Source organism: Terrilactibacillus laevilacticus (assembly GCF_006517395.1).
Lineage (GTDB): Bacteria > Bacillota > Bacilli > Bacillales > Sporolactobacillaceae > Terrilactibacillus > Terrilactibacillus laevilacticus.
Genome location: NZ_VDCY01000002.1, coordinates 113,454 through 140,305, shown reverse-complemented (window position 1 = coordinate 140,305; position 26,852 = coordinate 113,454). Strand labels below are relative to the sequence as shown.

General features: G+C 38.8%; 27 protein-coding genes. All 27 read left to right on the top strand.

Going from position 1 to position 26,852, the window contains the following annotated elements; all coding sequences use genetic code 11:
- Window positions 1–369 precede the first annotated feature (369 nt).
- The 27 genes from rho (at window position 370) to murA (ending at window position 26,770) form a co-directional block, all read left to right on the top strand.
- The gene (rho, locus tag FG390_RS03695; protein WP_141189691.1) at window positions 370–1,638 is read left to right on the top strand and encodes a transcription termination factor Rho; all 1,269 of its coding nucleotides are present in this window, start codon (window positions 370–372) and stop codon (window positions 1,636–1,638) included.
- A 116-nt stretch (window positions 1,639–1,754) separates the two neighbouring features.
- A complete protein-coding gene (locus tag FG390_RS03690; protein WP_141189690.1) occupies window positions 1,755–2,000 on the top strand; it encodes a type B 50S ribosomal protein L31 in 246 nt (81 codons plus the stop codon).
- 204 nt (window positions 2,001–2,204) lie between these two features.
- Window positions 2,205–2,375 (top strand): hypothetical protein, encoded by a 171-nt coding sequence (locus tag FG390_RS15710; protein ID WP_181406359.1) that lies wholly within the window; start codon window positions 2,205–2,207, stop codon window positions 2,373–2,375.
- Window positions 2,376–2,686: 311 nt separating this feature from the next.
- Window positions 2,687–3,307, top strand: a complete 621-nt coding sequence (locus FG390_RS03685; RefSeq protein WP_141189689.1) for a thymidine kinase — start codon at window positions 2,687–2,689, stop codon at window positions 3,305–3,307.
- 748 nt (window positions 3,308–4,055) lie between these two features.
- Entirely contained in the window at window positions 4,056–5,129 is a 1,074-nt protein-coding gene (prfA, locus tag FG390_RS03680; RefSeq protein WP_141189688.1) for a peptide chain release factor 1, read from the top strand.
- A complete protein-coding gene (prmC, locus tag FG390_RS03675) occupies window positions 5,126–6,001 on the top strand; it encodes a peptide chain release factor N(5)-glutamine methyltransferase (protein WP_141189687.1) in 876 nt (291 codons plus the stop codon). Before prfA ends, prmC begins: the two co-directional genes overlap by 4 nt.
- A gap of 493 nt (window positions 6,002–6,494) precedes the next feature.
- On the top strand, window positions 6,495–7,436 hold the full coding sequence (gene spoIIR, locus FG390_RS15705) for a stage II sporulation protein R (RefSeq protein WP_181406358.1): 942 nt from the start codon (window positions 6,495–6,497) through the stop codon (window positions 7,434–7,436).
- Between the two features lie 140 nt (window positions 7,437–7,576).
- Complete coding sequence (locus FG390_RS03665; RefSeq protein WP_141189686.1) at window positions 7,577–8,623, top strand: L-threonylcarbamoyladenylate synthase; 1,047 nt, start codon at window positions 7,577–7,579, stop codon at window positions 8,621–8,623.
- Between the two features lie 142 nt (window positions 8,624–8,765).
- Window positions 8,766–9,332 carry a manganese efflux pump MntP gene (locus FG390_RS03660; protein ID WP_141189685.1) on the top strand — a complete coding sequence of 189 codons (567 nt, stop codon included), beginning with the start codon at window positions 8,766–8,768 and terminating at the stop codon, window positions 9,330–9,332.
- 243 nt (window positions 9,333–9,575) lie between these two features.
- Window positions 9,576–10,214, top strand: coding sequence for a low molecular weight protein arginine phosphatase (locus tag FG390_RS03655; RefSeq protein WP_141189684.1), 639 nt, complete (start codon window positions 9,576–9,578; stop codon window positions 10,212–10,214).
- A 166-nt stretch (window positions 10,215–10,380) separates the two neighbouring features.
- Complete coding sequence (locus FG390_RS03650; protein ID WP_141189683.1) at window positions 10,381–10,968, top strand: TIGR01440 family protein; 588 nt, start codon at window positions 10,381–10,383, stop codon at window positions 10,966–10,968.
- A 401-nt stretch (window positions 10,969–11,369) separates the two neighbouring features.
- Window positions 11,370–12,026, top strand: coding sequence for a potassium channel family protein (locus FG390_RS03645; RefSeq protein ID WP_141189682.1), 657 nt, complete (start codon window positions 11,370–11,372; stop codon window positions 12,024–12,026).
- Between the two features lie 354 nt (window positions 12,027–12,380).
- Window positions 12,381–13,622 carry a serine hydroxymethyltransferase gene (glyA, locus tag FG390_RS03640; RefSeq protein WP_141189681.1) on the top strand — a complete coding sequence of 414 codons (1,242 nt, stop codon included), beginning with the start codon at window positions 12,381–12,383 and terminating at the stop codon, window positions 13,620–13,622.
- 553 nt (window positions 13,623–14,175) lie between these two features.
- Window positions 14,176–14,805, top strand: coding sequence for a uracil phosphoribosyltransferase (upp, locus tag FG390_RS03635; protein WP_141189680.1), 630 nt, complete (start codon window positions 14,176–14,178; stop codon window positions 14,803–14,805).
- Window positions 14,806–15,383: 578 nt separating this feature from the next.
- A complete protein-coding gene (locus FG390_RS03630; protein WP_141189679.1) occupies window positions 15,384–15,602 on the top strand; it encodes an AtpZ/AtpI family protein in 219 nt (72 codons plus the stop codon).
- Window positions 15,603–15,609: 7 nt separating this feature from the next.
- Window positions 15,610–16,056 (top strand): hypothetical protein, encoded by a 447-nt coding sequence (locus tag FG390_RS03625; RefSeq protein ID WP_141189678.1) that lies wholly within the window; start codon window positions 15,610–15,612, stop codon window positions 16,054–16,056.
- Window positions 16,013–16,738 (top strand): F0F1 ATP synthase subunit A, encoded by a 726-nt coding sequence (gene atpB / locus FG390_RS03620; RefSeq protein ID WP_141189677.1) that lies wholly within the window; start codon window positions 16,013–16,015, stop codon window positions 16,736–16,738. The genes FG390_RS03625 and atpB overlap by 44 nt, the downstream gene beginning before the upstream one ends.
- Window positions 16,739–16,781: 43 nt before the next feature.
- Entirely contained in the window at window positions 16,782–17,009 is a 228-nt protein-coding gene (atpE, locus tag FG390_RS03615) for a F0F1 ATP synthase subunit C (protein WP_141189676.1), read from the top strand.
- A gap of 108 nt (window positions 17,010–17,117) precedes the next feature.
- Window positions 17,118–17,606 (top strand): F0F1 ATP synthase subunit B, encoded by a 489-nt coding sequence (atpF, locus tag FG390_RS03610; protein WP_141189675.1) that lies wholly within the window; start codon window positions 17,118–17,120, stop codon window positions 17,604–17,606.
- Window positions 17,603–18,142, top strand: a complete 540-nt coding sequence (locus FG390_RS03605; RefSeq protein ID WP_141189674.1) for a F0F1 ATP synthase subunit delta — start codon at window positions 17,603–17,605, stop codon at window positions 18,140–18,142. Before atpF ends, FG390_RS03605 begins: the two co-directional genes overlap by 4 nt.
- Window positions 18,143–18,155: 13 nt before the next feature.
- On the top strand, window positions 18,156–19,670 hold the full coding sequence (gene atpA, locus FG390_RS03600; RefSeq protein ID WP_141189673.1) for a F0F1 ATP synthase subunit alpha: 1,515 nt from the start codon (window positions 18,156–18,158) through the stop codon (window positions 19,668–19,670).
- A gap of 48 nt (window positions 19,671–19,718) precedes the next feature.
- A complete protein-coding gene (atpG, locus tag FG390_RS03595) occupies window positions 19,719–20,582 on the top strand; it encodes an ATP synthase F1 subunit gamma (protein ID WP_141189672.1) in 864 nt (287 codons plus the stop codon).
- A gap of 32 nt (window positions 20,583–20,614) precedes the next feature.
- Complete coding sequence (gene atpD / locus FG390_RS03590) at window positions 20,615–22,027, top strand: F0F1 ATP synthase subunit beta (RefSeq protein WP_141189671.1); 1,413 nt, start codon at window positions 20,615–20,617, stop codon at window positions 22,025–22,027.
- A gap of 59 nt (window positions 22,028–22,086) precedes the next feature.
- Window positions 22,087–22,497: a F0F1 ATP synthase subunit epsilon gene (locus tag FG390_RS03585; RefSeq protein ID WP_141189670.1), complete on the top strand. Its 411-nt coding sequence runs from the start codon at window positions 22,087–22,089 to the stop codon at window positions 22,495–22,497.
- Between the two features lie 1,630 nt (window positions 22,498–24,127).
- Window positions 24,128–24,349, top strand: a complete 222-nt coding sequence (locus tag FG390_RS03580) for a DUF1146 family protein (RefSeq protein WP_141189669.1) — start codon at window positions 24,128–24,130, stop codon at window positions 24,347–24,349.
- A 171-nt stretch (window positions 24,350–24,520) separates the two neighbouring features.
- Window positions 24,521–25,279, top strand: a complete 759-nt coding sequence (locus FG390_RS03575) for a YwmB family TATA-box binding protein (RefSeq protein ID WP_141189668.1) — start codon at window positions 24,521–24,523, stop codon at window positions 25,277–25,279.
- A gap of 168 nt (window positions 25,280–25,447) precedes the next feature.
- Entirely contained in the window at window positions 25,448–26,770 is a 1,323-nt protein-coding gene (gene murA, locus FG390_RS03570) for a UDP-N-acetylglucosamine 1-carboxyvinyltransferase (RefSeq protein ID WP_141189667.1), read from the top strand.
- Window positions 26,771–26,852 lie beyond the last annotated feature (82 nt).

Here is a 26,852-nt window from a genome sequence, read left to right as displayed (position 1 = left end):
TTAGACTTATTGTCTTTAAAAAATGGCTATATTAAGTGGTATGCATACACACGGACAATGTCCATTAATCAGAAAAAACGTGACTTTAAGAAACATACATGAATCATCCACGTCTCATGATAAAGTGATTAATAAAAAATTATTGATAAGTAGAGAATGACCATATGCTAACTCCTCATCTTACGCAAAACATTTTTCTTTCAGGAAACTCCTTAATACCTTCAAAGCAGAGTGTTATTCATTTAGGAGAAAGAAAAAATAAGGTTTCAGACTATTTTTTCAAAACTTTGTGAACACTCTAGAGGAAATGACCTTCAAATAAGTTAGATTCAATTCAGTAATTTGAATAAATAGAAGTGTGGTGTGATAATGACAGTTACATTAGCAGAATTAGAAAATATGAAACTAAAAGATTTATATCAACATGCGAAAAACTATAAGGTTTCTTATTATAGTAAGTTAAATAAGCGTGAACTTATCTTTTCAATACTAAAAGCACAAGCTGAAAAAGATGGGTTATCATTTATGGAAGGTATTCTTGAAGTCATTCCATCAGAAGGTTTTGGGTTTTTAAGACCGATTAACTTCTCTCCTAGCTCAGAAGATATTTATATCTCTGCTTCCCAGATTAGACGGTTTGATTTAAGAAATGGGGACAAGGTATCGGGTAAAGTAAGACCACCTAAAGAAAATGAACGCTATTATGGCTTGTTGCATGTTGAGGCAGTTAATGGTGAAGCTCCTGATACAGCGAAAGAACGCGTCCACTTCCCAGCACTAACACCTTTATATCCACAGCGCAAGATGACACTTGAAACAACCAAGGAGAATTTTTCAACACGTATTATTGACCTCGTATCTCCCGTAGGATACGGACAACGTGGATTAATTGTTGCTCCTCCGAAAGCTGGTAAAACAACCCTACTTAAAGAAATTGCTAATAGTATTACCGTTAACCATCCAGATGCCGAATTAATTGTACTCTTAGTTGATGAACGTCCAGAGGAAGTAACCGACATTGAGCGTTCTGTTAAAGGTGATGTGGTAAGTTCAACGTTTGATGAGGTGCCTGAAAACCATATCAAAGTAGCTGAATTAGTATTAGAAAGAGCGATGAGGCTTGTAGAGCATAAAAAAGACGTTGTCATTTTGATGGATAGTATTACACGTCTTGCAAGAGCCTATAACTTAGTTATTCCACCTAGTGGACGAACACTTTCTGGCGGGATTGATCCAGCAGCTTTTCACCGCCCAAAACGATTCTTTGGTGCGGCGAGAAACATCGAAGAAGGCGGCAGTTTGACCATTCTTGCAACAGCATTAGTGGATACGGGATCACGTATGGACGACGTAATCTATGAAGAGTTCAAAGGAACAGGTAATATGGAGCTCCATCTGGATCGTAAATTAGCGGAAAGACGCATCTTCCCGGCTATTGACATCCGGAGATCCGGTACACGTAAAGAAGAGCTTCTTGTAGAAAAAGAACATTTAGAAAAACTCTGGTCGATGCGTAAGACAATGGATGAGTCACAAGACTTTGTGGAGCGCTTCTATAAACGTCTGAAAACAACGAAAAACAACCAAGAATTCTTTGATATCTTTGATAAAGAGAAAAGTGGCCTCGCAAAAGTTTGAGCGTCAGCACCATAAAAAAGATTAACTTGCCAAACATAGGTGGGCTTGTTATAATAAACGCTGTGCAATAAAACTCTAATTTGAAATAAAATTAGGGCATAAAGGAGATGAAACATATGAAACCTGAAATCCATCCAGATTACCATAAAGTTGTATTTATGGATTCAAGTACTGAATTCAAATTCTTGAGTGGATCAACAAAAAAATCAAATGAAACGATCGTTTGGGAAGATGGAAATGAATATCCATTAATCCGTCTTGAGGTAACTTCTGACTCTCACCCATTCTACACTGGTCGTCAAAAATTTGCTGAAAAAGGCGGACGTGTTGATCGCTTTAAACAAAAATACAATCTTAAATAATAGGCAGGGTTACCTTGCCTGTTTTTTTATACTTACAAATAGCTTGGCCGCAGGATAACCTGTGGCTTTTTTGCATTCATTTTTAAACATTAATTCGAGGTTGTTCAACCAAGATTTGAAGTTTGTGCAATTCTTGTTTGAAGTGGTGCAATTCCTGTTTGAAGTAGTGCAATACTGGCCCGCGGTGGTGCAATTCGCTTTGAAGTGGTGCAATTCCTTGCCGAAGCGGCTCAATACCATTGTGGAGTAGCTCAATTCCTTGACGAAGCGGCTCAATACCATTGTGGAGTAGCTCAATTCCGTCGCAAAGTAGCTCAATTCCATGTCGAAGTAGCTCAATTCGTTTATGAAGTAGCTCAATCCATGTCGAAGTAGCTCAATTCCCTTATGAAGTAGCTCAATCCATTGCGGAGTAGCTCAATTCCGTCGCAAAGTAGCTCAATTCCAACACAAAGTAGCTCAATCCCTCATCGAAGATGCTCACTTTCGTTATGAAGAAGCTCAATTCTTGCTAGTGCACCTCCCAACGTGCCAGAAAACAGAAAATTTTTTAAAAGTAACAAGCATACTGTAATAAAAAAGAACACCCTTATTCTTTCGCCATGATCGTGATATAATTTTAAATCATATATAAATTTGCGCATAGGACGATGCCAAAGAGAATGAAGGAAAGGTTGTGAACGTCCATGCAATGGACAACCCAAACAGGCTGGGTAGAATGTATTTGTGGAAGTATGTTTTCGGGAAAATCAGAAGAACTGATACGACGAGTAAGAAGAGCCAGCTTTGGAAAACAAAAAATTCAAGTCTTTAAACCTGCTATAGATAATCGATACAGTGATGAGGCCGTTGTTTCACATACAGGGAACACCGTGATGGCCATACCAGTAAAAACGTCAAAAGACATCATGGATGCGATTCTTCCAGATACGCAAGTTGTTGCAATTGATGAAGTTCAATTTTTTGATGAGGATATCGTGCAAGCCATTCAAGAACTTGCTGATCGTGGTTTGCGTGTCATTGTGGCAGGGCTTGATATGGATTTTAGAGGAGAGCCGTTTGAGCCAGTGCCATCCATTATGGCCATTAGTGAAGAGGTAACAAAACTAAATGCTGTGTGTATGGTATGTGGTTCACCAGCGAGTCGGACTCAGCGACTCATTGATCACAGACCAGCCTCTTATAATGATCCCATCATTCTTGTCGGTGCCAGTGAATCCTATGAAGCACGCTGCCGTCATTGTCATGAAGTCCCAGGGAAGCCTGAAAATAAATTTAAAGCTGTATCGACCAATAAGCCATCTTAAATATTAAAGCCAGGTTATTTTACCTGGCTTTTGCTTATACTTTAAAAAAAATAAAAATTCATGGTATAAAGGATAAGCCCTCTGTCTGCGCTTTATAAGCCCCGAATCAGCAAGAGGTTTATTATCGCAAGTCTAGTTGAACTGGATCCCAAACAGATTAATGGACGGTGCGTAAGATGAATCTAAGAGTGCATAGATAGAACAGACACATTTGGTTACCCCGGTTTCACCGATAAACTGCCTCCAAAACATCGATTCCCTGTCTTTAGCAGAAGCCCTAAAGCCACGTGTGTATCTGTGTTTTTGACGAGAAGGAGTCTCGTATACTATAATGTAGTAAGGTATTATGAACGTTATCAAGAATCCATAACTGAGGTTGTTCAAAAAGTCACCAAATGATAACTTGCGAATCTCGGCGCCCTCTTGTTTTTCCGATCCTCATGTAGCGGATACAAGAGGATCGCTGGCTAAAACCGCTCACGCTGGCGCCTGAAGCTACCACATCATGTGGAATGCTGGTCCAGAGAAAACAAGCTCCGCTCTTAGCCTTCCGACGCCCAGGACGGGCTAGTACTGGCGTTTCTTGCAGGATGCGTACTTAGCCAGTAACCCTCTTCATTTGTCACCTTTTTGAACACGCACTAACAATAAATCATCAATTTTAAAGACGACCCTTTCGTTCGTATGATGAATGGAAGGGTCACCTATGCATAGCAAGATTGAAAAGGAATTATAGGGGTGAAAAGGCATGTTTGATCGATTACAGTCGCTGGAAGATCGCTATGATAAATTAAATCAATTACTCTCCGATCCAGAAGTGATCAGTGACTCAAATAAATTACGTGAGTATTCTATTGAGCAATCAGAACTTGAAGAAACGGTTCAAGCGTATCGTGAATACAAAACGGTTGAAGAAGAATTAACAGATGCAAAAGCCATGCTGGATGATAAATTGGATGCTGAAATGAAAGAAATGGTTCGCGGAGAAATTAGTGAACTCGAAGAAAGAAAAGAAGCTCTTGAAGAAAGATTAAAATTATTACTTATTCCGAAAGACCCGAATGATGACAAGAACGTTATTGTTGAAATACGCGGAGCTGCAGGTGGTGATGAAGCGGCTCTCTTTGCTGGAAACTTATTTAAAATGTACTCCCGCTATGCAGAAGCACAAGGCTGGAAAACGGAAGTCATTGAATCAAGTCCAAGTGAAGTCGGTGGATATAAAGAGGTCATCTTTATGATCTCAGGTAAAGGGGCTTATTCGAAACTCAAATATGAAAATGGGGCACACCGCGTTCAGCGCGTACCAGAAACGGAATCAGGCGGCAGAATTCATACATCAACGGCAACGGTCGCTGTCCTTCCTGAAGCGGAGGAAGTTGAGGTGGATATTAATGAAAAAGATATCCGTGTGGACCGTTTTGCCTCAAGTGGACCAGGTGGGCAAAGTGTTAATACGACCATGTCGGCTGTTCGTTTGACACACATTCCAACAGGTATAGTTGTTTCTTGCCAAGACGAAAAGTCTCAAATTAAAAATAAAGAAAAGGCCATGAAAGTTTTGCGTGCCCGTGTTTATGATAAATTCCAAAAAGAAGCCCAAGCGGAATATGATACATCGCGTAAATCAGCTGTAGGTACAGGAGATCGTTCGGAACGTATACGAACTTACAACTATCCACAGAGCCGTGTAACCGATCACCGAATTGGTTTAACCATTCAAAAATTAGATCAAATTTTAGATGGTAAACTCGATGATATTATTGATGCTCTTATTTTAGACGAACAAGCCAAACTGATAGAACAGGCGGAAGCACAATGACATTAAAACGTTTCGAAGCCCTAAATTGGGCTTCTTCTTTTTTAAGTAAACATGGCCGTGATGCCAACATCGGAGAAATTCTTCTTTGTCATCGTCTTGGATTAACTCGGACAGAGCTTCTTGTGGACATACGGGAATCATTAAAGAAAGAAGACGAAATTTGGTTCAAAGACGGTGTGATTCAACATGTAAAAACAGGAGAACCCGTTCAATACATGACCGGTACAGAAACTTTTTATGGACGTACGTTTCATGTCTCGCCGGCTGTATTAATTCCAAGACCTGAAACAGAAGAATTAATTGAATGGGTAAAGAATTGGGCAAATCTTTATTTTCCTCATAAGAAAGAGTTATCAGTATGTGATATCGGAACGGGTAGCGGTGCAATAGCCATCACCTTAGCACTTGAAAAACCAGAATGGCACGTATCGACAGTGGATCTTTCAGCTGACGCTATTAAGGTTGCCAAAGACAATGCAAAAAATCTTCATGCCACGGTTGATTTCTACGAAGGCAGCTTTCTTCAGCCGCTAATTGATCATCATAAAAAAGTAGATATTTTAGTATCCAATCCTCCTTATATATCAAAAGAAGGCATGCAATCCCTTCAAGATGTCGTGAAGGATCATGAACCACATTTGGCTCTTAGTGGAGGAGAGGATGGGTTAGATGCTTATCGATGCATCTTAAAAGAGGTACGCCAAATTATGAAAGATCAACTCTTAATTGGGTTTGAGATTGGTTATGATCAGGGGGAAGCGATACAAAATCTTATTAAACAAACGTTTGATCAACAGATTGAGGCGCTTAAAGTCATGAAAGACATTAATGGAAATGATCGCGTCGCCCTTGCATTTGTTAGAAGTGTATAAAAGAGGTTGTTCAAAAAGTCACCAAACGATAACTTGCGAATCTCGGCGGTTTGTTTTTCCGGTCCTCAAGTAGCGGATACAAGAGGATCGCTGGCTAAAACCGTTCACGCTGGCGCCTGAAGCTACCACATCATGTGGAATGCTGGTCCAAAGAAAACAAGCTCCACTCTTAGCCTTCCGACGCCGGATGGGCTAGTACTGGCGTTTCTAGCAGGATGCTAGCGTACTTAGCCAGTAACCCTTTTCATTTGTCACCTTTTTGAACATGTGATACAAGTTACACTCTTCTCACCTTCAGCTGACTTAAAATATTTTTTGAATGGATGATAGAATAAACCATGTGCCTATTTTGTTCAAACCAATTTAATAGGCTAATTGATTAATCTATGAATCTATCATTTAAAATTCTCTCGTGTCGAAATAAGTTGAACATTTATAGGTTTGAATTTTATCAGTTTCGTCCACACTGCTTTTAGAAGGGCGGGATGATGAAATGAAAAAACGACTAGCACTTATTTCAATTTTATCTTTTATTCTATTAATCACGTTTATGCAAATTCAACAAAATCTATCAAACGCACAAAATAATAAAACTAGAATTCCGAAAGACGCCATTAGACTTCGTATCTTAGCAAATAGTGATTCAGCAGCTGATCAAGCCGTTAAGCGGCAAATTCGTGATGAAGTTAATCAAAATATTGAAGGTTGGGTTCGTGATTTAAAAACGACTGAACAGGCAAAAGGCGTCATACTTTCACATATGGATGATTTGAATAAAGTGGTTACGAAAAAATTGAAAGACATGCATTTGAATGAATCATTTACGATTAAATTAGGGAAAGCAGACTTTCCAACCAAAATGTATGGCGGTTATGTCTATCCTGCAGGTCAATATCAAGCGCTTGTTGTGACATTAGGTCAAGGAGAAGGAGCAAATTGGTGGTGCGTGTTATTCCCTCCATTGTGTTATCTTGATTTCTCTAATGGTGATGCCATAAAACCGGACGAGCATGTTGCTTCAGCAGCTGAAAAAGCATCGAATGCATCTCTATCAGAAGGAACGAATACCAAAGAAAAAGGTACACCAAATCAATTAGACGAAACCAATCAAGGAAAAACGCAAACCCAAAGTGAAACGCAAACCCAAAGTGAAACGCAAAACCAAAGTGAAACGCAAACCCAAAATGAGACGCAAAACCAAAGTGGTGCTCAGATTCAAAGTAAGGTAGAAACGAAAAGGGATGCACAAATCGATAGCAAGGCACAAACGCAAAATGAAACACAAACGGATAACAAGGTACAGAATCAAAACGAGGCAGATCCTCAAAGTGTAACCGTGACACAAGAACCTGAACATCAAGAAACACATAAAAAAGTTAAAGTAAGATTTTTCTTATTTGATGCTTTTGAAAATATCAAAAACTCGTTTTTTTAAATACTGATTGGGTTAAATAATGGTTCATTTCGGCTTTGATAAGTGGTTTTTCATTTACAATAGCTAAGGATGTTGCCATAATGATAAAGGATGTTTTTTAATCAATCGGTTTGAAATTTATTTTAGAGGAGATTAAAAAGATGGTTGAGACGAAAATTTGGCAAGTTGATCGTACAGAACGTCATTTAGAAAATAATCCAATGATTATTGAAGCTGCAGAAATTCTAAGGCAAAATGACGTCGTGGCATTTCCAACCGAAACGGTCTATGGTCTAGGTGGAAATGCAAAATCTGATGAGGCGATACAACGTATTTACACTGCCAAGGGACGACCAAGTGATAATCCTCTCATCGTTCATGTGGCATCTAAGGATCAAGTGGACACAATCTGTACGGATATTACTCCTTCAGCGCGGAAGTTAATGAATACTTTTTGGCCAGGTCCACTCACACTTGTATTACCGAAACGTGGAGACGTATCGACCCGGGTAACAGCAGGTCTATCGACAGTGGCTGTTCGGATGCCAAATGATCCTATCGCAAGAGCGCTTATCAGTGTGGCTAACCTTCCGATCGCGGCTCCTTCGGCAAACTTATCTGGAAAACCAAGCCCAACGCTTGCCAAACACGTTATCAGTGACTTGAACGGAAAAATTGCAGGCATCATAGATGGTGGATCCACTGGTGTGGGTGTAGAATCGACTGTTCTTGATTGTACAACGACACCTTTTACCATCTTGCGACCAGGTGGCGTTTCTAAAGAACAATTAATAGAGGTGGTTGGTCTAGTATCGGATGATCCCGCTCTAACTCGGACAGATCAAACACCGAAGGCACCTGGAATGAAGTATAAGCATTATGCTCCAATGGCGTTGATGTACATGGTGCCTAAAGGAAAAGAAACGATACAAGCTCTTGTTAATCAGGATAAGGAACGTGGCCAACGTGTTGGTGTCCTCACGACAGATGAGAACGAGCATAGCTACCTTAATGCAGATATTGTGATTTCTTGCGGGGAGCGCACTCAATTATCAACAGTGGCGCGTCGCCTTTATCAAACGTTAAGAGAATTTGATGATGCAAATGTCGATGTCATATACAGTGAAACTTTCCCAGATGAGGGCATTGGCCAAGCCATTATGAATAGATTATCAAAAGCAGCCTCTGGGAGAACGATCGAGTCATAAAATATTGGAAAACAGTCACTAAATGATATAGGGTGACTGTTTTTTTATTAATCGAAGGCTTGTTTAATCCCTTCTTCTAAAAATCAAAGGACATGCATAGAGTATCATAGTCGCATGTTTTTTAAGAGGGGAGATCGACCATATGGTAGAAAATGCAAGCCAGTTATTTAATCATGTGATGGCACTTGTCATCATGGCGATCGCATTAGGGATGGATGCATTATCAGTGGGACTTGGAATGGGAATGCTCACTTTAAGATATAAACAGATTTTGAAAATTGGACTGGTCATCGGTGTATTCCATATGATTATGCCACTCATTGGGATTGCGATTGGTGAATTGTTATCCCAGCATTTTGGGGAAATGGCTCAAACAGCAGGTGGTATTCTTTTGGTTATCTTAGGTGGGCAAATGATTTTCTCTTCATTTGGAAGAGGAGATGAACCCATCGTTAGACCCATTGGATTTGGGCTTCTTATCTTTGCGTTTAGTGTGAGTTTAGATAGCTTTTCAGTAGGTCTTAGTCTAGGAATATATGGTGCCAAAATCTTTCTAACAATTATTTTATTTGGTTTAACAAGTATGGTTTTAACATGGTTTGGTCTAATCATTGGAAGAAATGTTAGACACTTTGTTGGTCATTACAGTGAAGCATTTGGTGGCCTTATTCTATTAATATTTGGCGTTAAATTACTTCTTAACGTCTAAGATACGAATAGATATGAAAGAAAAGCGAATCTTATGAACAGCGTAAGATTCGTATTTTTAACACTTTAATAAGTATAAGTGCGGGATTAGGCCGCTGTCTATGCCTTATAGGCCCCGCAATCGACAAGTTTTCTTTATTTCTGTCGTTTGGTGTGGGGATTTTTAGACCTTGATCAGCAATTAAAAGTGAAATAGTGGTTTCAAAATTAATTTGTTGTATCATATAGAAAAGGGGTGTTGATCTTGAAAAATATTCTTTTTGTTTGTACGGGAAATACTTGCCGAAGTCCAATGGCAGAAGCCTTGTTAAAAAGTAAAGGGAAAAATTTATTTCGTGTAAAATCAGCTGGATTATTTGCCATGACGGGAACGGACGCCCATCCTCATGCAAAAGACGTTTTGAAGAACCGGACGATCTCCATTGATCATAAATCAAAGCAAATTGGATCATCACTCATCAATTGGTCCGATCTTATTCTAACGATGACAGAAGAACATAAGCTTAGGCTCTTAACTCAATTTCCTGATACGGTGGGCAAAGTGTATACATTGAAAGAGTATGTCCTCTTTGAGCTAGATCAAAAAGATCACTGGCAGCAATATTTACAAGCGATTAGTGAACATGAGTCTAAAAAAACACTTTGGCTCCAAGAGTTACAAAATCCAAATCTTTCTGTTAGTGACAGATTAGAAAGAGAAGAGCGATATCGTAAGGAAATCACAGAGAACGAATCAAAAATACAGGAATATCGGACAAAACTGCCCAATTTGAACATTGCGGATCCTTATGGAGGTTCGAAGGAAGATTATGAACGAACATGTCGCCAATTAGAAGATCTCATTGACCAACTTGTGGAATATTTTAAAAAACACGAAACATAACATGTCGATTCAAGACTTATGTTGGGTACTAATTGAAGAAATCTACAGGACATGACACGAATTTCCCGGGAAATGCGACAGAATATTACTTCAAAATATAAAGCTGTGACGAACACTGATATAAAATGTTCGCTATCCTAATAGAAAGGACAGAAAGGTGAAGAATATGTCGATTGAATTTCAAGATCAAATTAAAAGTCAATTAAAACAGGCACTGAATGATTTAAACAAAGCCATGCCTTTAAGCAGCGATCATCTCTTAGTTGTTGGAGCCAGTACAAGTGAGGTGATAGGGGAACGAATCGGAACAGCAGGGACTCTAGATGCTGCCGAAATGATCTATGAAGAATTGATGGAATTTAAAAAAGAAACAGGCGTACATTATGCCTTTCAATGCTGCGAACATCTCAATCGGGCTCTTGTTATAGAAAAATCCATCGCAAAAGATCAACGGTTTGACCAAGTGACAGTCACCCCTGTTCGTACAGCAGGGGGATCCATGGCAACCTATGCGTATCAACATATTGAAAATCCTGTTGTTGTGGAATTTATTAAAGCAGATGCGGGAATCGATATAGGGGACACATTTATTGGGATGCATTTAAAGCATGTCGCCGTTCCGGTTCGAAGTACGGTAAAAAGTATCGGACAAGCTCATCTCACTATGGCTCGAACGAGACCGAAACTCATCGGTGGTGAGCGAGCGGTGTATCCGGTAAAAGAACAAGTCTCTGTAAAACGTGAATGTCAATAACAAAGGATAGCCAAAAGAAAAAAAGACTACATTTAGAGATAGACTTTAACGTATCAACGTAGAGTTTATCTCCTTTTTATGTGGACGGACAGGTGCATAGCATATGATATATTCAATAAGGATTTGCACCCTCATTTACCTTCTTGTCCACCTTTATGTCACATGGCGTGTGATATACGCCACAGGGACAGCTGAACGCATTTCAACTAGTCGATCGTTTAATCACGTCCACTTTTTTATGTACGAATCTTTCATTGTAACCTTCACTTGTAGGACACCCCAATGAGAACCTACTCTATTAGAAAAGGCCAAGTTTGACGAAAAATGGGGAAACGATTAATGTAAATGATAGATCATTTCTAAAAAGAGGAAACAAAACTTTGGGAAGAAGGTGAAAATAAATGAATAAACAATATGCCGTGATCGGATTAGGTCGTTTTGGTGGGAGCATCTGCTTAGAATTTCAGAAAATGGGTTGTGAAGTATTAGCCATAGATAAAGATATGAATCGTGTCAATGAATTTGCTGACATTGTCACTCAAGCTGTCCAAGCTGATTCAACAGATGAGAAGGCCCTTCAATCTCTAGGAATAAGAAACTTTGATCATGTCATTGTTGGCATTGGTGAGGATATTCAAGCGAGCATCCTGACGACCCTTCTTTTAAAAGAAGAAGGAGTTAATAGCGTTTGGGTGAAGGCTCAAAATGACTATCATGCAAAAGTGTTATCAAAGGTCGGCGCAGATCGAATTATTCACCCGGAAAGAGACATGGGTACAAGGGTTGCACATCTTATTTCGTCTAATAAAATCATTGATTACATCGGATTGTCGAACGATCATAGTATCATAGAAATTGAAGTAACGGATAAACTCATCAATCGAACGATATTAGATATCGACGTAAGGGCCAATTATGGCTGTAATGTGATTGCCATAAAAAGAGGGAATGACTTTAAGGTTGCAGATATTGCCCATTTTATATTGCAAAAAGGCGATCGATTAGTTCTCATTGGACTAAATAAAAATCTCACTCAGTTTGAAAAACAAGGAGTTTGACGCATTTACGGGATAGATAGACATATCGTTCATCCTATCGTTCTTAGTTGTGTAAAAAATGTCCTCAAATAGGTGACAAATGAAAAGGATTACTAGCTAAGTACGCTACAATACTGCCAGAACGCCAGTACTAGCCCGTCCTGGGCGACAGTATTCGCAAGTTATCATTTGGTGACTTTTTGAACAACCTTCATAACGAATGGTGCAAAAAAACAGAACAATACTTCTAAAAATGGATTCCTTTGTAAATGAGAAAAAAAGGAATTCTATTTTTTTTAAAATCAATTTTTTTTTGTGACGAAAATGTGATAATATTGTGATGAATCGACAAATTGAGAGGAGCTGCTCATTTTCATGAAGGCCTTAGAAACACAAGATCGTGAAGTTTTTGAAGCAATACAAAAAGAACTTGGACGACAAAGAGACAAGATTGAATTAATTGCTTCAGAAAATTTTGTAAGTGAGGCAGTATTGAATGCTGCTGGATCCGTATTAACAAATAAATACGCTGAAGGTTATCCTAATCATCGCTACTATGGCGGTTGTGAATATGTGGATATTGTCGAAGATTTAGCCCGCGAGAGAGCTAAAAAGTTGTTTGGTGCTGAACATGTTAACGTCCAACCGCACTCTGGTGCACAAGCTAACATGGGTGTTTATTTCAGTATTCTTGAGGCAGGCGATACCGTTTTAGGTATGAACCTATCTCATGGTGGCCACTTAACACATGGTAGTCCTGTTAACTTTAGTGGGGTTCTTTATAACTTTATTGACTATGGTGTTGATGAAACCACCCATCGCATTGACTACGATGACGTTAGAGAAAAAGCTTTAACGAATAAACCAAAACTGATTGTGGCAGGAGCAAGTGCCTATCCAAGAGAGATTGACTTCAAACGATTTAGAGAAATTGCGGATGAAGTTGGCGCCTATCTCATGGTTGATATGGCCCATATAGCTGGACTTGTGGCGGCTGGACTTCATCAGAATCCAGTACCTTACTGTGATTTTGTCACGACAACAACACACAAAACTCTTCGCGGACCTCGTGGCGGTATGATTTTGTGTAAAGAAAAATATGCGAAAAAAATCGATAAATCCATCTTCCCTGGTATTCAAGGTGGCCCGTTAATGCATATTGTTGCGGCAAAAGCGGTGGCTCTTGGTGAAGCGCTTGAGCCTTCTTTTAAAGACTATGCTAAACAAATCGTCTCTAACGCCAAAGCCTTTGCAGAGGCACTCGAAGCAAAAGGATTAACTCTAATTTCAGGTGGAACGGATAATCACCTTGTTCTTGTCGATGTTCGTAACCTTGGCCTTACAGGAAAAGCTGCTGAGCATGCTCTAGACGAAATCGGCATTACAACAAACAAAAATACCATTCCTTATGATCCAGCAAGCCCATTTGTCACAAGTGGAGTTCGTATGGGAACAGCAGCTGTTACCACACGTGGATTCAAGGAAGAAGATATGGCAGAAGTTGCGGATATCATCGCAGAATCACTTAAAAATCCTGAAGATGAAGCTGTTCTTGGAAAATCAAGAGATCGTGTGAAACTATTAACTGAAAAATATCCAATGTACCCATCACTATAAGTGCGTGTTCAAAAAGGTAACAAACGAAAAGGGTTACTGGCTAAGTACGCTGGCATCCTGCCAGAACGCCAGTACTAGCCCGTCCTGGGCGTCGGAAGATCAAGGCGGTACTGTTTTGAGTACCGGCATTCCACAGGATGTGGTAGCTTCAGGCGCCAGCCATAAGACGTGAGCGACTTTAGCCAGCGATCCTCTTGTATCCGCTACATGAGGACCGGAGAATCAAGCGGGCGCCGAGATTCGTAGCTGATCATTTGATGACTTTTTGAACAACCTCTATAAAGAAAAACTCCCATCTATGGATGCTTTTCTGAAAAGATAGAGAGCCGAAGCTTTCGGGTATTTTATTCTAGTAAAAATATTGATAATTTAGCGTGGTCTAATCATGATCACGCTAAATTTTTCAAATTGTTTGTCGCCCTCTAGTAAAGTTTTTATTATAATAGGACAAGAATATAAAAGAAACTCTTTGAATGTAAATCTAAGCCAGGTTGAATTCATCGTTTTTTTTATGTAAAATTTGTCGAGAGACTATTGATAGGGGGAATCGTAAATGGGAGAACTTAAAGTATTAGATCATCCATTGATTCAACACAAATTAACGATGATACGAGATCATCGGACAGGCACGAAAGCTTTTCGTGAACTTGTTGATGAAGTAGGAACATTAATGGCTTTTGAAATTACTCGAGACTTGCCATTAGAAGAAGTTGATGTTCAAACGCCTGTGACCACAGCCAAAGCATATCGCCTTTCAGGAAAAAAATTAGGTATTATTCCGATTCTCCGCGCAGGTCTTGGCATGATGGATGGGGTTCTCAATCTAATTCCAGCGGCTAAAGTAGGACATGTTGGTCTGTACCGAGATCCTAAGACACTTGAACCTGTAGAATATTATGTCAAATTACCAAGTGATATTCATGAGCGTGAACTTATTGTGGTTGATCCAATGCTTGCTACCGGTGGATCAGCGTCAGCCGCCATTCAGTCATTGAAAGATCGCGGTGCTGTTAACATTAAATTAATGTGCCTCATTGGTGCACCAGAAGGAGTAAAACGTATTCAACAAGATCACGACGACGTTGATATCTATCTTGCGGCATTGGATGAAAAATTAAATGAAAAAGGTTACATAGTACCTGGATTGGGCGATGCAGGTGACCGATTATTTGGAACTAAATAAGCGTTTCTAACTTTAGTTGTTTTTAAATATAATAAGCTAGAAATGTTTTAAATTGTCAAATGACGTCATATTTTATGAAAAAAATATTTGGAAAAGAGAGGGGGATTAACCCCTTTCATTCTTGATATAGCAATGAAGAAAACGCTTTATTATGAAGCTTCTGGACTTATTCGCTGTCACATATTCGTCAGTTTTCACCACTTCCATTTTGATCAAAAATGGTTAAAATTTAATTGTAGCTATGATAGTTCTTTTCAATAGCTAACCACTTATAAAATAGACATAACTTAAAATCAAAGTCGATTAGTTTATGTTGACAGAAAGATAGCGCTTTCGTAAAATTGAAATTAGTTGATATTTTCGGTGGAAAATAGTGAAAGTTAATTGGATTGATGAAATTAGATAGAGGCTTTCTACATTCATGTCTTTAAGTTTAAAAGCTAAGTTTTAAGTAATCGTGTTTACGGGAAAGATATTGATATGTAGAAAATTGGATCATGTTATATTGTTTCCTCACTAACTCCCAATTTCTTTTAATATTTTCACTGAAGTAAAGACGAATTGAAAAGGATGATGTCATGAAACAAAAACAGACAGATCCTTGGCGAATGGTAGGTGTCGTAAGCACAATTGGCTTTGAAATTTTCGCGTTTATTTTGAGTGGGGCATGGCTTGGCAAGCGTTTGGATGCGCATTTTAGTACAAATCACATTTGGCTCGCGGTCGGGTTACTGGGTGGTTTGCTACTAGGCCTTGTAAGTGCTGTGTTTTCGTTGATATCAATGACAAAGGACTGAGCCATAAATGAAAAATGAATTGGCATGGTCTTATCGTGTAATGTTCGTTATTTATGTTTGCTTATTGATTATCGCAAGTCTCTTGTGGATTTTGCTACCTGTCAAATCCCTGTTAGCAGGTTTTGTCCTTGGAATGACAATTAGTTTTTATAACATTTTCCACATGACATTGCGAGTAAGGATTGCTAGTGTGAAGGTTCTTTCAGGTTCACACAAATTAATGGGACTAAAATCGATGACTCGTTTCTTAATGGTTACGTTTGGAGCCCTTTTAGTTTACAAACTCCCAGCTATTTTTGATTTCAGAACATTCGTTTTTTCGCTTTTACTGGGCTATTTGACATTAATTGTTGTGACGACGATTGAAACTGGAAAACAAACACGATTATCACTTGAAAGGAGGGAGAACATTGGAAATAACTCCAAAAGTGAAATTTCTAGGGATGACGTTTGACGTAACAGTGATGATTGGAACTACGATTACAGCCCTTCTTGTAATCTTGCTTGTGATTTTTCTAACTAGAAAACTCTCAATGAGACCATCAAGGAAACAAAACATTATGGAAATGATTGTTGACTTTATTCGTGGTGTGACCAATATGATGCTTGATGATAAAAAAGCATCTAAATATTTGAGCTTTGCGATTACGACATTTCTTTTCATTATCATTGCCAATACATTAGGTGTCATTGTCATGATCAACTCGCATGGAGCTGTTCCTGCCTTTGGTATTACACAAAGTGATGCTGAAGTAAGTTGGTTCAAGTCACCGACATCAGATATTAATGTTACGGTAGCACTTGCTTTTGCGATAACGATTTATGCTCATATTGTGGGCTTTAGAAAAAGTCCAAAAGGCTATGTTGCTCATTACTTTCAACCCTATGCGTGGATGTTTCCGCTACATATTATTGATGAATTAGCGAAACCAACCACTCACGCAGCGCGGTTATGGGCCAACATTTTCGCAGGTGAAGTCCTCATTCTTATTTTAAGAGAGGGCACGCCGTATCTTACAGCTTTACCGATGTTTGCTTGGGTAGGATTCTCACTCTTTGTTGGGTGTATCCAAGCCTATATCTTCACCGTTCTTGCAATGGTCTATATTTCACAAAAAATTGCAGACGATCACTAATTTATAATATTTTATTTTGAGATATTTAAGGAGGAAATTTCACATGAGTTTAGGTATTCTTGCTGGTGGTATTATGATCGCATTTGGAGCTCTTGCAGCTGGTATTGGTAACGGGGTTTTATTCAGCCGTTATTTAGAAGGAATTGCTCGTCAACCTGAAGCACAAGGTAAACTTTTTGGACAAGCGATGATCGCTCTTGGTCTTGTTGAAGCCTTGCCAATCATTTCAATCGCATTTGGTATCTTAGTTCTTTTCGGTGTATTGGGATAATAAAACGTTGGGGGAGTATGTCAGCCCCCGATTTCTTTGTTAAAATTTTTTATGACGGCAGCTTAAAACATGCATGACAGGATGACATGATGAAGGGAGTGGCAAAGCGTGCTCGAATTTCATTTAGGAACAATTTTATTTCAATTAATTGTTTTTGTTATTTTAATGATCATTGTTGGCAAATTTGGGGCAAAACCAGTTGTCGAAATGATGCGTAAAAGACAAAGTTATATAGATAATCAAATTGAAAAATCAGAGTCAAGCAGAAAAGAAGCTGAATCGCTTCTCGCTGAACAAAAATCAGAATTAGAAAAAGTAAGACAAGAAGCACAAACGATTATTGAACGTGCGAAAAAACAAGGCGAATCAGAAGCCGACAGCATTATTAGCGCCGCTAAAGATCGGGCCGATCGATTAGTTGTGGAAGCACGCGCAGAAATTACCCGTGAAAAAGACAAAGCCATAGCTTCGCTTCGTGACGAAGTAGCTGAGCTTTCTGTCCTTCTCGCTACGAAAATTCTTGAAAAAGAAATTGATGAAAAACAATACGACAAAGAAATGAACCAAGTTCTCAAAGAAGTAGGAGAACGGTTATGAGTGAAGTCGTCAGCAAACGTTATGCGAGTGCACTCTTTGAAGTAGCTAAAGAACACGGGAAAGTCGATGATTTTGAAAATGATTTGATATTAGTCAATACAACAATCGTAGAAAATGATGAGCTTAATAAAGTTCTTAACCATCCACAAATTGATATTGACGATAAAAAAGCGTTAATTGCATCCATTTTTAATGACACGATTAGCCAAGAAGTTATCAACCTTTTGTATGTATTAATTGATCGTGACCGTGAAAATATCGTGACAGATATTAGAGAAGCCTATCAAGTCTTAGCAGACAAAGAGCGCGGCATCTTAGATGTTACAGTGACAACGGCGAAACCGCTTGATGAAAAAGGACAGCATGCTCTTTCTAAAAAACTAGGCAAAGCGGTAAACAAAAAATTACGTATGCATACGAAAGTCGATGATTCTCTAATCGGAGGATTGCTCTTACGTGTCGGTGATAAATTGTATGATGGAACGATTGCAGGAAAACTAGCTAGATTCAGGCAGGAGATTAAAGTAGGTAGATAGGGGTGAACATATCGTGAGCATTAAGGCAGAAGAAATTAGCTCGTTAATTAAACAACAGATTGAAAATTATCAATCTAAAGTTCAAGTCAGCGAGGTCGGTACTGTCATTGAAATAGGTGACGGAATTGCTCGTGTCCACGGTTTAGATAGCGTCATGTCAGGTGAGCTTGTTGAATTTTCAAATGGGGTCATAGGACTTGCGCAAAACCTTGAAGAAAATAATGTTGGTATTATCATTCTTGGGCCTTATACAGGCATCCACGAAGGGGACGAAGTAAAACGTACAGGTCGGATCATGGAAGTACCTGTTGGGGAAGAACTCCTTGGCCGTGTTGTCAATCCACTTGGTCAACCTCTGGATGGAAAAGGACCACTTAATACGACAAAAACACGTCCAATCGAAAATCGAGCACCTGGGGTAATGGAACGTAAATCTGTTACAGAACCAATGCAAACAGGTATTAAATCGATTGACGCCATGATTCCAATTGGTCGTGGACAACGTGAATTAATTATCGGTGACCGTCAAACAGGGAAAACAGCCGTAGCGATTGATACAATTATTAATCAAAAAGATCAAGATGTGATCAGTATTTATGTAGCCATCGGTCAGAAAGCATCAACAGTTGCCGGAGTGGTTGAGACGCTTCGTGAATTTGGTGTTCTCGATAGAACCATTGTCGTCTCAGCAAGTGCTTCAGACCCGGCACCACTGTTATACTTGGCACCTTATGCAGGAGTATCAATGGGTGAAGAATTAATGTACAACGGTAAACACGTGCTTATTATTTATGACGATTTATCAAAACAAGCTGCAGCTTACCGTGAACTTTCTCTCCTTCTTCGTCGTCCACCAGGTCGTGAAGCTTATCCAGGGGATGTTTTCTACATTCACTCAAGGTTATTGGAACGTGCAGCAAAATTAAGTGATCGATTAGGCGGCGGTTCAATTACAGCCCTACCTATTATTGAAACGCAAGCTGGAGATATTTCGGCTTACATTCCAACCAACGTGATTTCAATTACTGATGGTCAAATTTTCTTGGAATCCAGTCTCTTCCGCTCTGGTGTTCGTCCAGCGGTTGATGCAGGGACATCAGTTTCTCGTGTTGGGGGTTCTGCACAAATTAAAGCGATGAAAAAAGTAGCAGGTACATTAAAACTTGACCTCGCTGCTTATCGTGAACTTGAAGCTTTCTCTCAATTTGGATCTGATTTGGATCCTACAACAAAAGCACGTCTTGAACGTGGGCAAAAAACGGTTGAGCTCTTAAAACAAGAACTTCACAAACCGTTTCCAGTTGAAAAGCAAGTGGTGAGTCTCTATGCGTTATCACGTGGATTTATTGATGATGTTTTACTTCAAGATGTTAGACGTTTTGAATCCGAACTTTTAGCGTTTGTTGAACAAAACCACAACAATATTTATGAAACAATCCGTAAAACAGGTGCTCTTCCTGATGAAGAGTCACTAAATGGCGTCATTAAAGCATTTAAAAATACATTTGCTACATCAACAAGCAAATAATGTATGGGATGGTTTCATCCCATACGCTTCAAAAGGTGGTGAATTGAAGTGCCTTCAATGCGTGATATAAAAGATAGTATTGCATCAAAGAAGAAAACCCGCCAAATTACGAAAGCGATGGAAATGGTATCAGCTGCAAAATTGAATCGTGCGCAAACGCAAGCGAAAACATACACAGCTTATACAGATAAACTTCGCGAAGTCGTTGGTGGTATCGCAGCAGGAAATAATGGAAGTATCAAACATCCGATGCTTCAAACACGTCCTGTAAAGAAAACGGGTTATCTTGTCATAACAGCTGACATGGGACTTGCAGGGGCATACAACAACAATGTTTTAAAACATGTGTATGGTCTTATACAAGAACGTCATCAATCAAGCGATGAATATAAAGTTTTTGTTGTCGGTAAAGTCGGTGTGAAATTCTTTGAAAACCGTAATATAGAAGTAACACATCGAGTCACAGACTTATCTGAACACTTGTCGTTTGATGATGTTAAGTCCCTTGCTAGAAAAGCAGTTGGTTTATATGAATACGAAGAAATTGATGAATTATATATGGTTTACAACCACTTTGTCAGTGCAATTAATCAAGAGTTGACGGATGTAAAACTATTACCGTTATCTGATATTGAAACTCACGAAGAGCACTCAGTAAACTATGAATATGAGCCAGACAGTCAAGAGGTCCTTCAGAACTTGTTACCTCTTTATGCAGAAGGTTTAATTTATGGGGCTTTACTAGATGCTAGGGCAGCAGAACATGCTGCACGTATGACAGCGATGAGGAATTCAACGGATAACGCAACCGAACTCATTGACAAATTAACACTCTCATTTAACAGTGCTCGTCAAGCAGCGATTACACAGGAACTTTCTGAGATCGTTGGCGGAGCATCGGCACTAGAATAAACTCTCACTATTTGTGATTGGAGGGAAAAGGCATGAACAAGGGTTATGTCACTCAGGTAACGGGACCAGTTATCGACGTTAGATTCGAACGTGGTCAACTTCCTGAAATCCACAATGCTCTTAAAATTGAATTTAATGCAAAGTCTGAAAATGAAGTAAGTATTAGTTTAACTCTAGAAGTGGCTCTTCACTTGGGTAATGATACGGTAAGAACCATTGCCATGTCATCAACCGATGGTGTTATACGTGGCATGGAAGTATTAGATACAGGTAAACCAATCTCTGTTCCAGTTGGAGATGCCACACTCGGTCGTGTGTTTAATGTTCTTGGTCAAGCGATCGATCTAAAAGAAGATCCAGGTCAGGATGTTCCTCGTCATTCTATTCACCGTGAAGCTCCGGCGTTTGATGAATTATCAACAAAAACAGAAGTACTAGAAACAGGCATAAAAGTCATTGATTTGCTTGCTCCTTATATTAAAGGTGGTAAAATTGGTCTCTTCGGTGGTGCTGGTGTTGGTAAAACCGTGCTTATTCAAGAATTAATCCATAATATCGCCCAAGAACATGGTGGTATTTCTGTATTTGCCGGTGTTGGTGAACGTACCCGTGAAGGTAATGACCTTTACTTTGAAATGACTGACTCTGGCGTTATCAAAAAAACAGCCATGGTGTTTGGTCAAATGAACGAGCCGCCTGGTGCACGTATGCGTGTTGCCTTGTCAGGTCTAACAATGGCAGAATATTTCCGTGATGAACAAGGGCAAGACGTGCTTCTCTTTATCGATAACATTTTCCGGTTTACACAAGCTGGTTCTGAAGTATCTGCCCTTCTTGGACGTATGCCATCAGCCGTTGGTTATCAGCCAACACTTGCAACTGAAATGGGTCGTCTTCAAGAGCGTATTACATCAACGAAAAAAGGATCTGTTACATCAATTCAAGCCGTTTATGTACCAGCGGATGACTATACGGACCCAGCGCCAGCAACGACATTTGCTCACCTTGATGCAACGACAAACCTTGAACGTGCTTTGACGCAAATTGGTATTTATCCAGCGGTGGATCCATTGGCATCAACGTCACGTGCCTTATCACCAGAAATTGTTGGTGAAGAGCATTATAATGTTGCCCGAGGGGTTCAAGAAACATTGCAACGTTATAAAGAATTACAAGATATCATTGCTATCCTCGGGATGGACGAATTATCTGATGAGGATAAACAAACGGTTAGCCGTGCTCGTCGTATTCAATTCTTCTTGTCACAAAACTTCCACGTTGCTGAACAATTTACAGGTATCCCAGGCTCATATGTACCTGTAAAAGATACCGTTCGTGGCTTCAAAGAAATTCTTGAAGGAAAGTATGATGACGTTCCTGAAGATGCTTTCCGTAACTGTGGACCAATTGAAGCAGTTATTGAAAGAGCAAAAGAATTGGCCTAAGCGGTTATGACTGAACCTCACGTGATGAGACATGTATCTGCCAAAGGAGGTTTTGCAAAATGAGTACGGTGCATACGGAAATCGTAACGCCGAACGGAAAAATCTTTGAAGGCGAAGCCCACATGATTAATGTGAGAGCAACAAGCGGTGAACTCGGAATATTGCCTAAGCACATGCCGCTTGTTGCACCACTAGAAATTGATCGTGTTCGCCTTGACCTCGATGATCGTACACAATATGTGGCTGTCCACGGTGGATTTATACAAATACATCCTGAACATGTCACCATTCTTTCGGAATCTGCGGAGTTGAAAGAAGATATTGATGTACCCCGTGCAGAAAAAGCAAAAGTAGAGGCTGAAGGAAAGCTAGATAAACTCGAAAGAGGAACTCTAGATTACGAAACTGCAAAAAAAGAGCTCAAACGAGCAGAAGCCCGACTAAAAACTGCCAAATCAGGCATCGAGTAAATTAATAGAAAGAGTACCAGTTAAAATGGCTGGTACTCTTTTTTTTACTTTATTTTATAATACTTCGTGAAAGATTAACTTTTATTGTGAAAATGTTACAAATTGTGATCGTAGAATATCTTAAAATCAGAGTAATGTTAGGATTGAACCCTGAGTCGTATGCATGATTTAGCATCGTCTTGGTTTAACAAGTTTGTAATCAGAAGGTAGCTCAATTAACGTTGAAGTTCCTCAATTAATTCAAAAGTAGCTCAAATCAGTGCCAGAGTGCCTCAATTAATTTAAAAGTAGCTCAATTAACGTTGAAGTTCCTCAATTAATTTAAAAGTAGCTCAATTAACGCTGAAGTTCCTCAATTAATCCAGAAGTAGCTCAAATCAATGCCAGAGTGCCTCAATTAATTCAAAAGTAGCTCAAATCAGTGCCAGAGTGCCTCAATTAATTTAAAAGTAGCTCAATTAACGTTGAAGTTCCTCAATTAATTTAAAAGTAGCTCAAATCAGTGCCAGAGTGCCTCAATTAGTTTAGAAGTAGCTCAATTAACGCTGAAGTTCCTCAATTAATTCAAAAGTAGCTCAAATCAATGCCATAGTGCCTCAATTAACGTTGAAGTCCCTCAATTAATCCAGAAGTAGCTCAATTAACGCTGAAGTTCCTCAATTAATCCAGAAGTAGCTCAATTAACGCTGAAGTTCCTCAATTAATTCAAAATTAGCTCAAATCAATGCCAGAGTGCCTCAATTAATCGAGAAGTAGCTCAATTAACGCTGAAGTTCCTCAATTAATTTAAAAGTAGCTCAAATCAATGCCAGAGTGCCTCAATTAATTTAGAAGTAGCTCAATTAACGCTGAAGTTCCTCAATTAATTCAGAAGTAGCTCAATTAACGCTGAAGTTCCTCAATTAATTCAAAAGTAGCTCAAATCAATGTTAAAGTCCCTCAATAAATTCAGAAGTAGCTCAATTAACGCTGAAGTTCCTCAATAAATTCAGAAGTAGCTCAATTAACGCTGAAGTTCCTCAATTAATCCAGAAGTAGCTCAATTAACGCTGAAGTTCCTCAATTAATTCAAAAGTAGCTCAAATCAATGCCATAGTGCCTCAATTAATCCAGAAGTAGCTCAATTAACGCTGAAGTTCCTCAATTAATCCAGAACTAGCTCACATAATGTCGAAATAGCTCAATTAATCAAGAAGTAGCTCAAATCAATGCCAGAGAAATTACGCAAATCACATTGCACACCCTTATTTTAAAACCTCTTCAGCATTCATTTTTATTTCATATTTAATTAGTGTTAGGTATTTTGCCCCTAGTTAGAAAGAGCGGTGCGAAATTGGGGTAGGTCTATCTCCTTAAATATCATGAAAGCTTATATATATAAAATTACAAGCATTGATTTTGAATATTTTCGGGTATAAAATCTGTTATAAGGGTTTTTTTTACCTAGTGTAAATGATTATTTCATTGGATTTAAGGGTAATAATGTATAATGGTCAAAATATTTTTTTTAAAAGGTAGCACTTTTTGAAAAAAAGAGCTAAAATAAGAACGAATTGTTACATTTGTATTAAAAATCCTTATCGAAATATAACAATTAAGTTACAAATGAGCCAGGAAGGGTGCAGAGGTGATGACTTTTGGCTATCAAGCGGGACTTAGTATCGTTCTCCACCTGATTGCGTTTATTTTGACTTGGTGGGCTATTCAAGGAATTAAATGGGAGCTTTTTTTTCGTAAGCCTAAAGGGAAACAGGCTTTATGTTTTATGGTTCTTTTTTCACTTGCTATAAGTTACCTTGTCTCTAAATTTTTCTTAGACTATCTCGGTTCTTCTTTATTATTAATGAATTAATGGTATTGGAAACCAAAGATTGTATGCTTATTGAGATAAGCAGTAAATTTTTGCTTCAAGATAAAAAAGTTGTCTATTTTTGCAGAATCTTGCCGATTAATAACGATAAGTTAGATGTATTAACCTACTCCTAATCGTGAACAATGTGATTAAGGAGAGGTGAAACGCAAGATGAAAATAAAGAATCAATGGATAATTGCACTTTTTATTATGGTTTTTTTCTTAGGGGCTTATTCACAAGTTGAAGCGAAAACAAGTCAGTCAAATAGATCTACTTATAAAGAGATTCCCTTAATAGCTCAAAGTGTTGAAAAACAGGGAGCAAAGATAACCGGGTGGTCTGTATACTCTAGGCAATCGGAGACTTCGTTAAAAAGTCGTTCTGAGCTAGAGCAATTTACAGAATCCTTTTTTCACAAATTACCAAAATACACATTTGTTGAAAAAACGAAAAAAAATGGCCAGCATGAATGGCTTGGAACTTATGTTATGGATCGTCATACCATAGCAAACATAAAAGTTATCGCTTACCCCCATAAAAATAATTATCAAACGTACATCATATATGAGTTGAAGGGCGATCAATGGGATTCTAATAAGTGGACGAAAGTAAAAGAGAAAATTAAAAAAGAACAAGCAAAAATTTTCCATGGAAAGTACGAAAAATTTTATTGTGTAAAAGCGAAAAGAAGTGCTAAAATAAAATCTGGTCTATTAAATACTTCTAATAAAATAATGAATGATTTTCAAGCTCAACCAGTAGAAATAATAAATGAAAAAACCTTTGTGTCTGTATCTGCATATACTAGAGCATGGCGTGACGCGATTTATACTGGGGAGAAAAAAATGAACATACAAGTTGCACTACGTACATTAAATGGTCAAACAACAATAACAATAGGAACACCAATAATAACGACTGAATACTAAATATAATAAGCGAATATTTCAGTGAATTTTTCGTTTTCGTGAATAGAATTATCAATGTGATGGCGTGTCTGTTACCTCCCCCGTAAGAGGAGTTGCGGATGGTTAGGCCAATATTGGTTAACCAGGCGAAAAGCGGATAAATGACATTGGACGCGGAGGGGAATAATCTTGGAGAAAATCATTGTTCGTGGCGGGAAGCGTTTATTCGGGACTGTAAAAGTAGAAGGAGCAAAAAATGCGGTTCTTCCCGTTATTGCGGCTTCGATGCTAGCTAATAAAGGTACAAGTAAAATTTATAACGTTCCTGCTTTAGCAGATGTGTATACGATTAACAATGTTTTGCGTTATCTGAATGCAGACGTGAATTATGAAAATAATACGATTACCGTAAAAGCAGTAAAAGAATTATTAACAGAAGCACCATTTGAATACGTTCGAAAAATGCGTGCGTCTTTTCTTGTAATGGGACCTTTGCTCGCTCGAGTTGGTGTGGCTAGAATTCCGCTCCCTGGTGGTTGTGCCATTGGTTCAAGACCGATTGATCAACATCTTAAAGGTTTTGAAGCCATGGGTGCAAAAATCAATATTGGTAATGGATTTATTGAGGCAAGTGTTAATGGCAAACTTCAAGGAGCTAATATTTATCTCGATATGCCAAGTGTTGGCGCAACGGAGAACATTATGATGGCAGCTGTCCTTGCTAACGGTACAACGACTCTTGAAAATTGTGCCAGAGAACCAGAAATTGAGGATCTTGCCGAATTTTTAAATGCAATGGGAGCCAGAGTCAAAGGAGCCGGCACTGGAACGATTACGATTCAAGGTGTAAAAGAATTAAAAGGTGCTCATCATAGAATTGTCCCTGATCGAATCGAAGCGGGTACTTATATGGTTGCAGCAGCCGTGACAGGCGGAAATGTCCTCGTTGAAGATGCACGGGCAGAACATTTACGTCCTCTCATCTCAAAAATGGAGGAAATGGGTGTAAGAATTTTACAAGAATTCAATGGCCTACGTGTTATTGGACCAGACATTCTCAAACCTGTCGATGTAAAAACAATGCCACATCCAGGGTTCCCAACGGATTTACAGGCTCAAATGATGGCTCTTTTATTAAAAGCACATGGCACTTCTGTTATTACGGAAACAGTGTTTGAAAACCGTTTTATGCACGTTGAAGAATTTAGACGGATGAATGCGGATATTAAAATTGAAGGACGTTCAGCTATTATTAGCGGTCCTTGTAATTTGCAAGGAGCAGAAGTATCAGCGACTGACTTGCGTGCAGGTGCTGCATTAGTTATTGCTGGTCTTATTTCTCAAGGAGTCACACGCGTGAGTGAGTTAAAACATATAGATCGTGGATATGTTGACTTAGCAGGAAAACTTAGAGCACTTGGTGCTAACGTTGAGCGTGTAACCGTCGAAGAAGGAGCCATTGAACAAGAAGTTTCGATACCTAAATTAAACATGAAACCAAAATTCGCTTGAATTTAAACGAGATGAAGCCATATTTTGGCTTCTTTTTTTTGGTAATCTAATTTGAAAATTTAGTTATTTGTTAAGATGATAG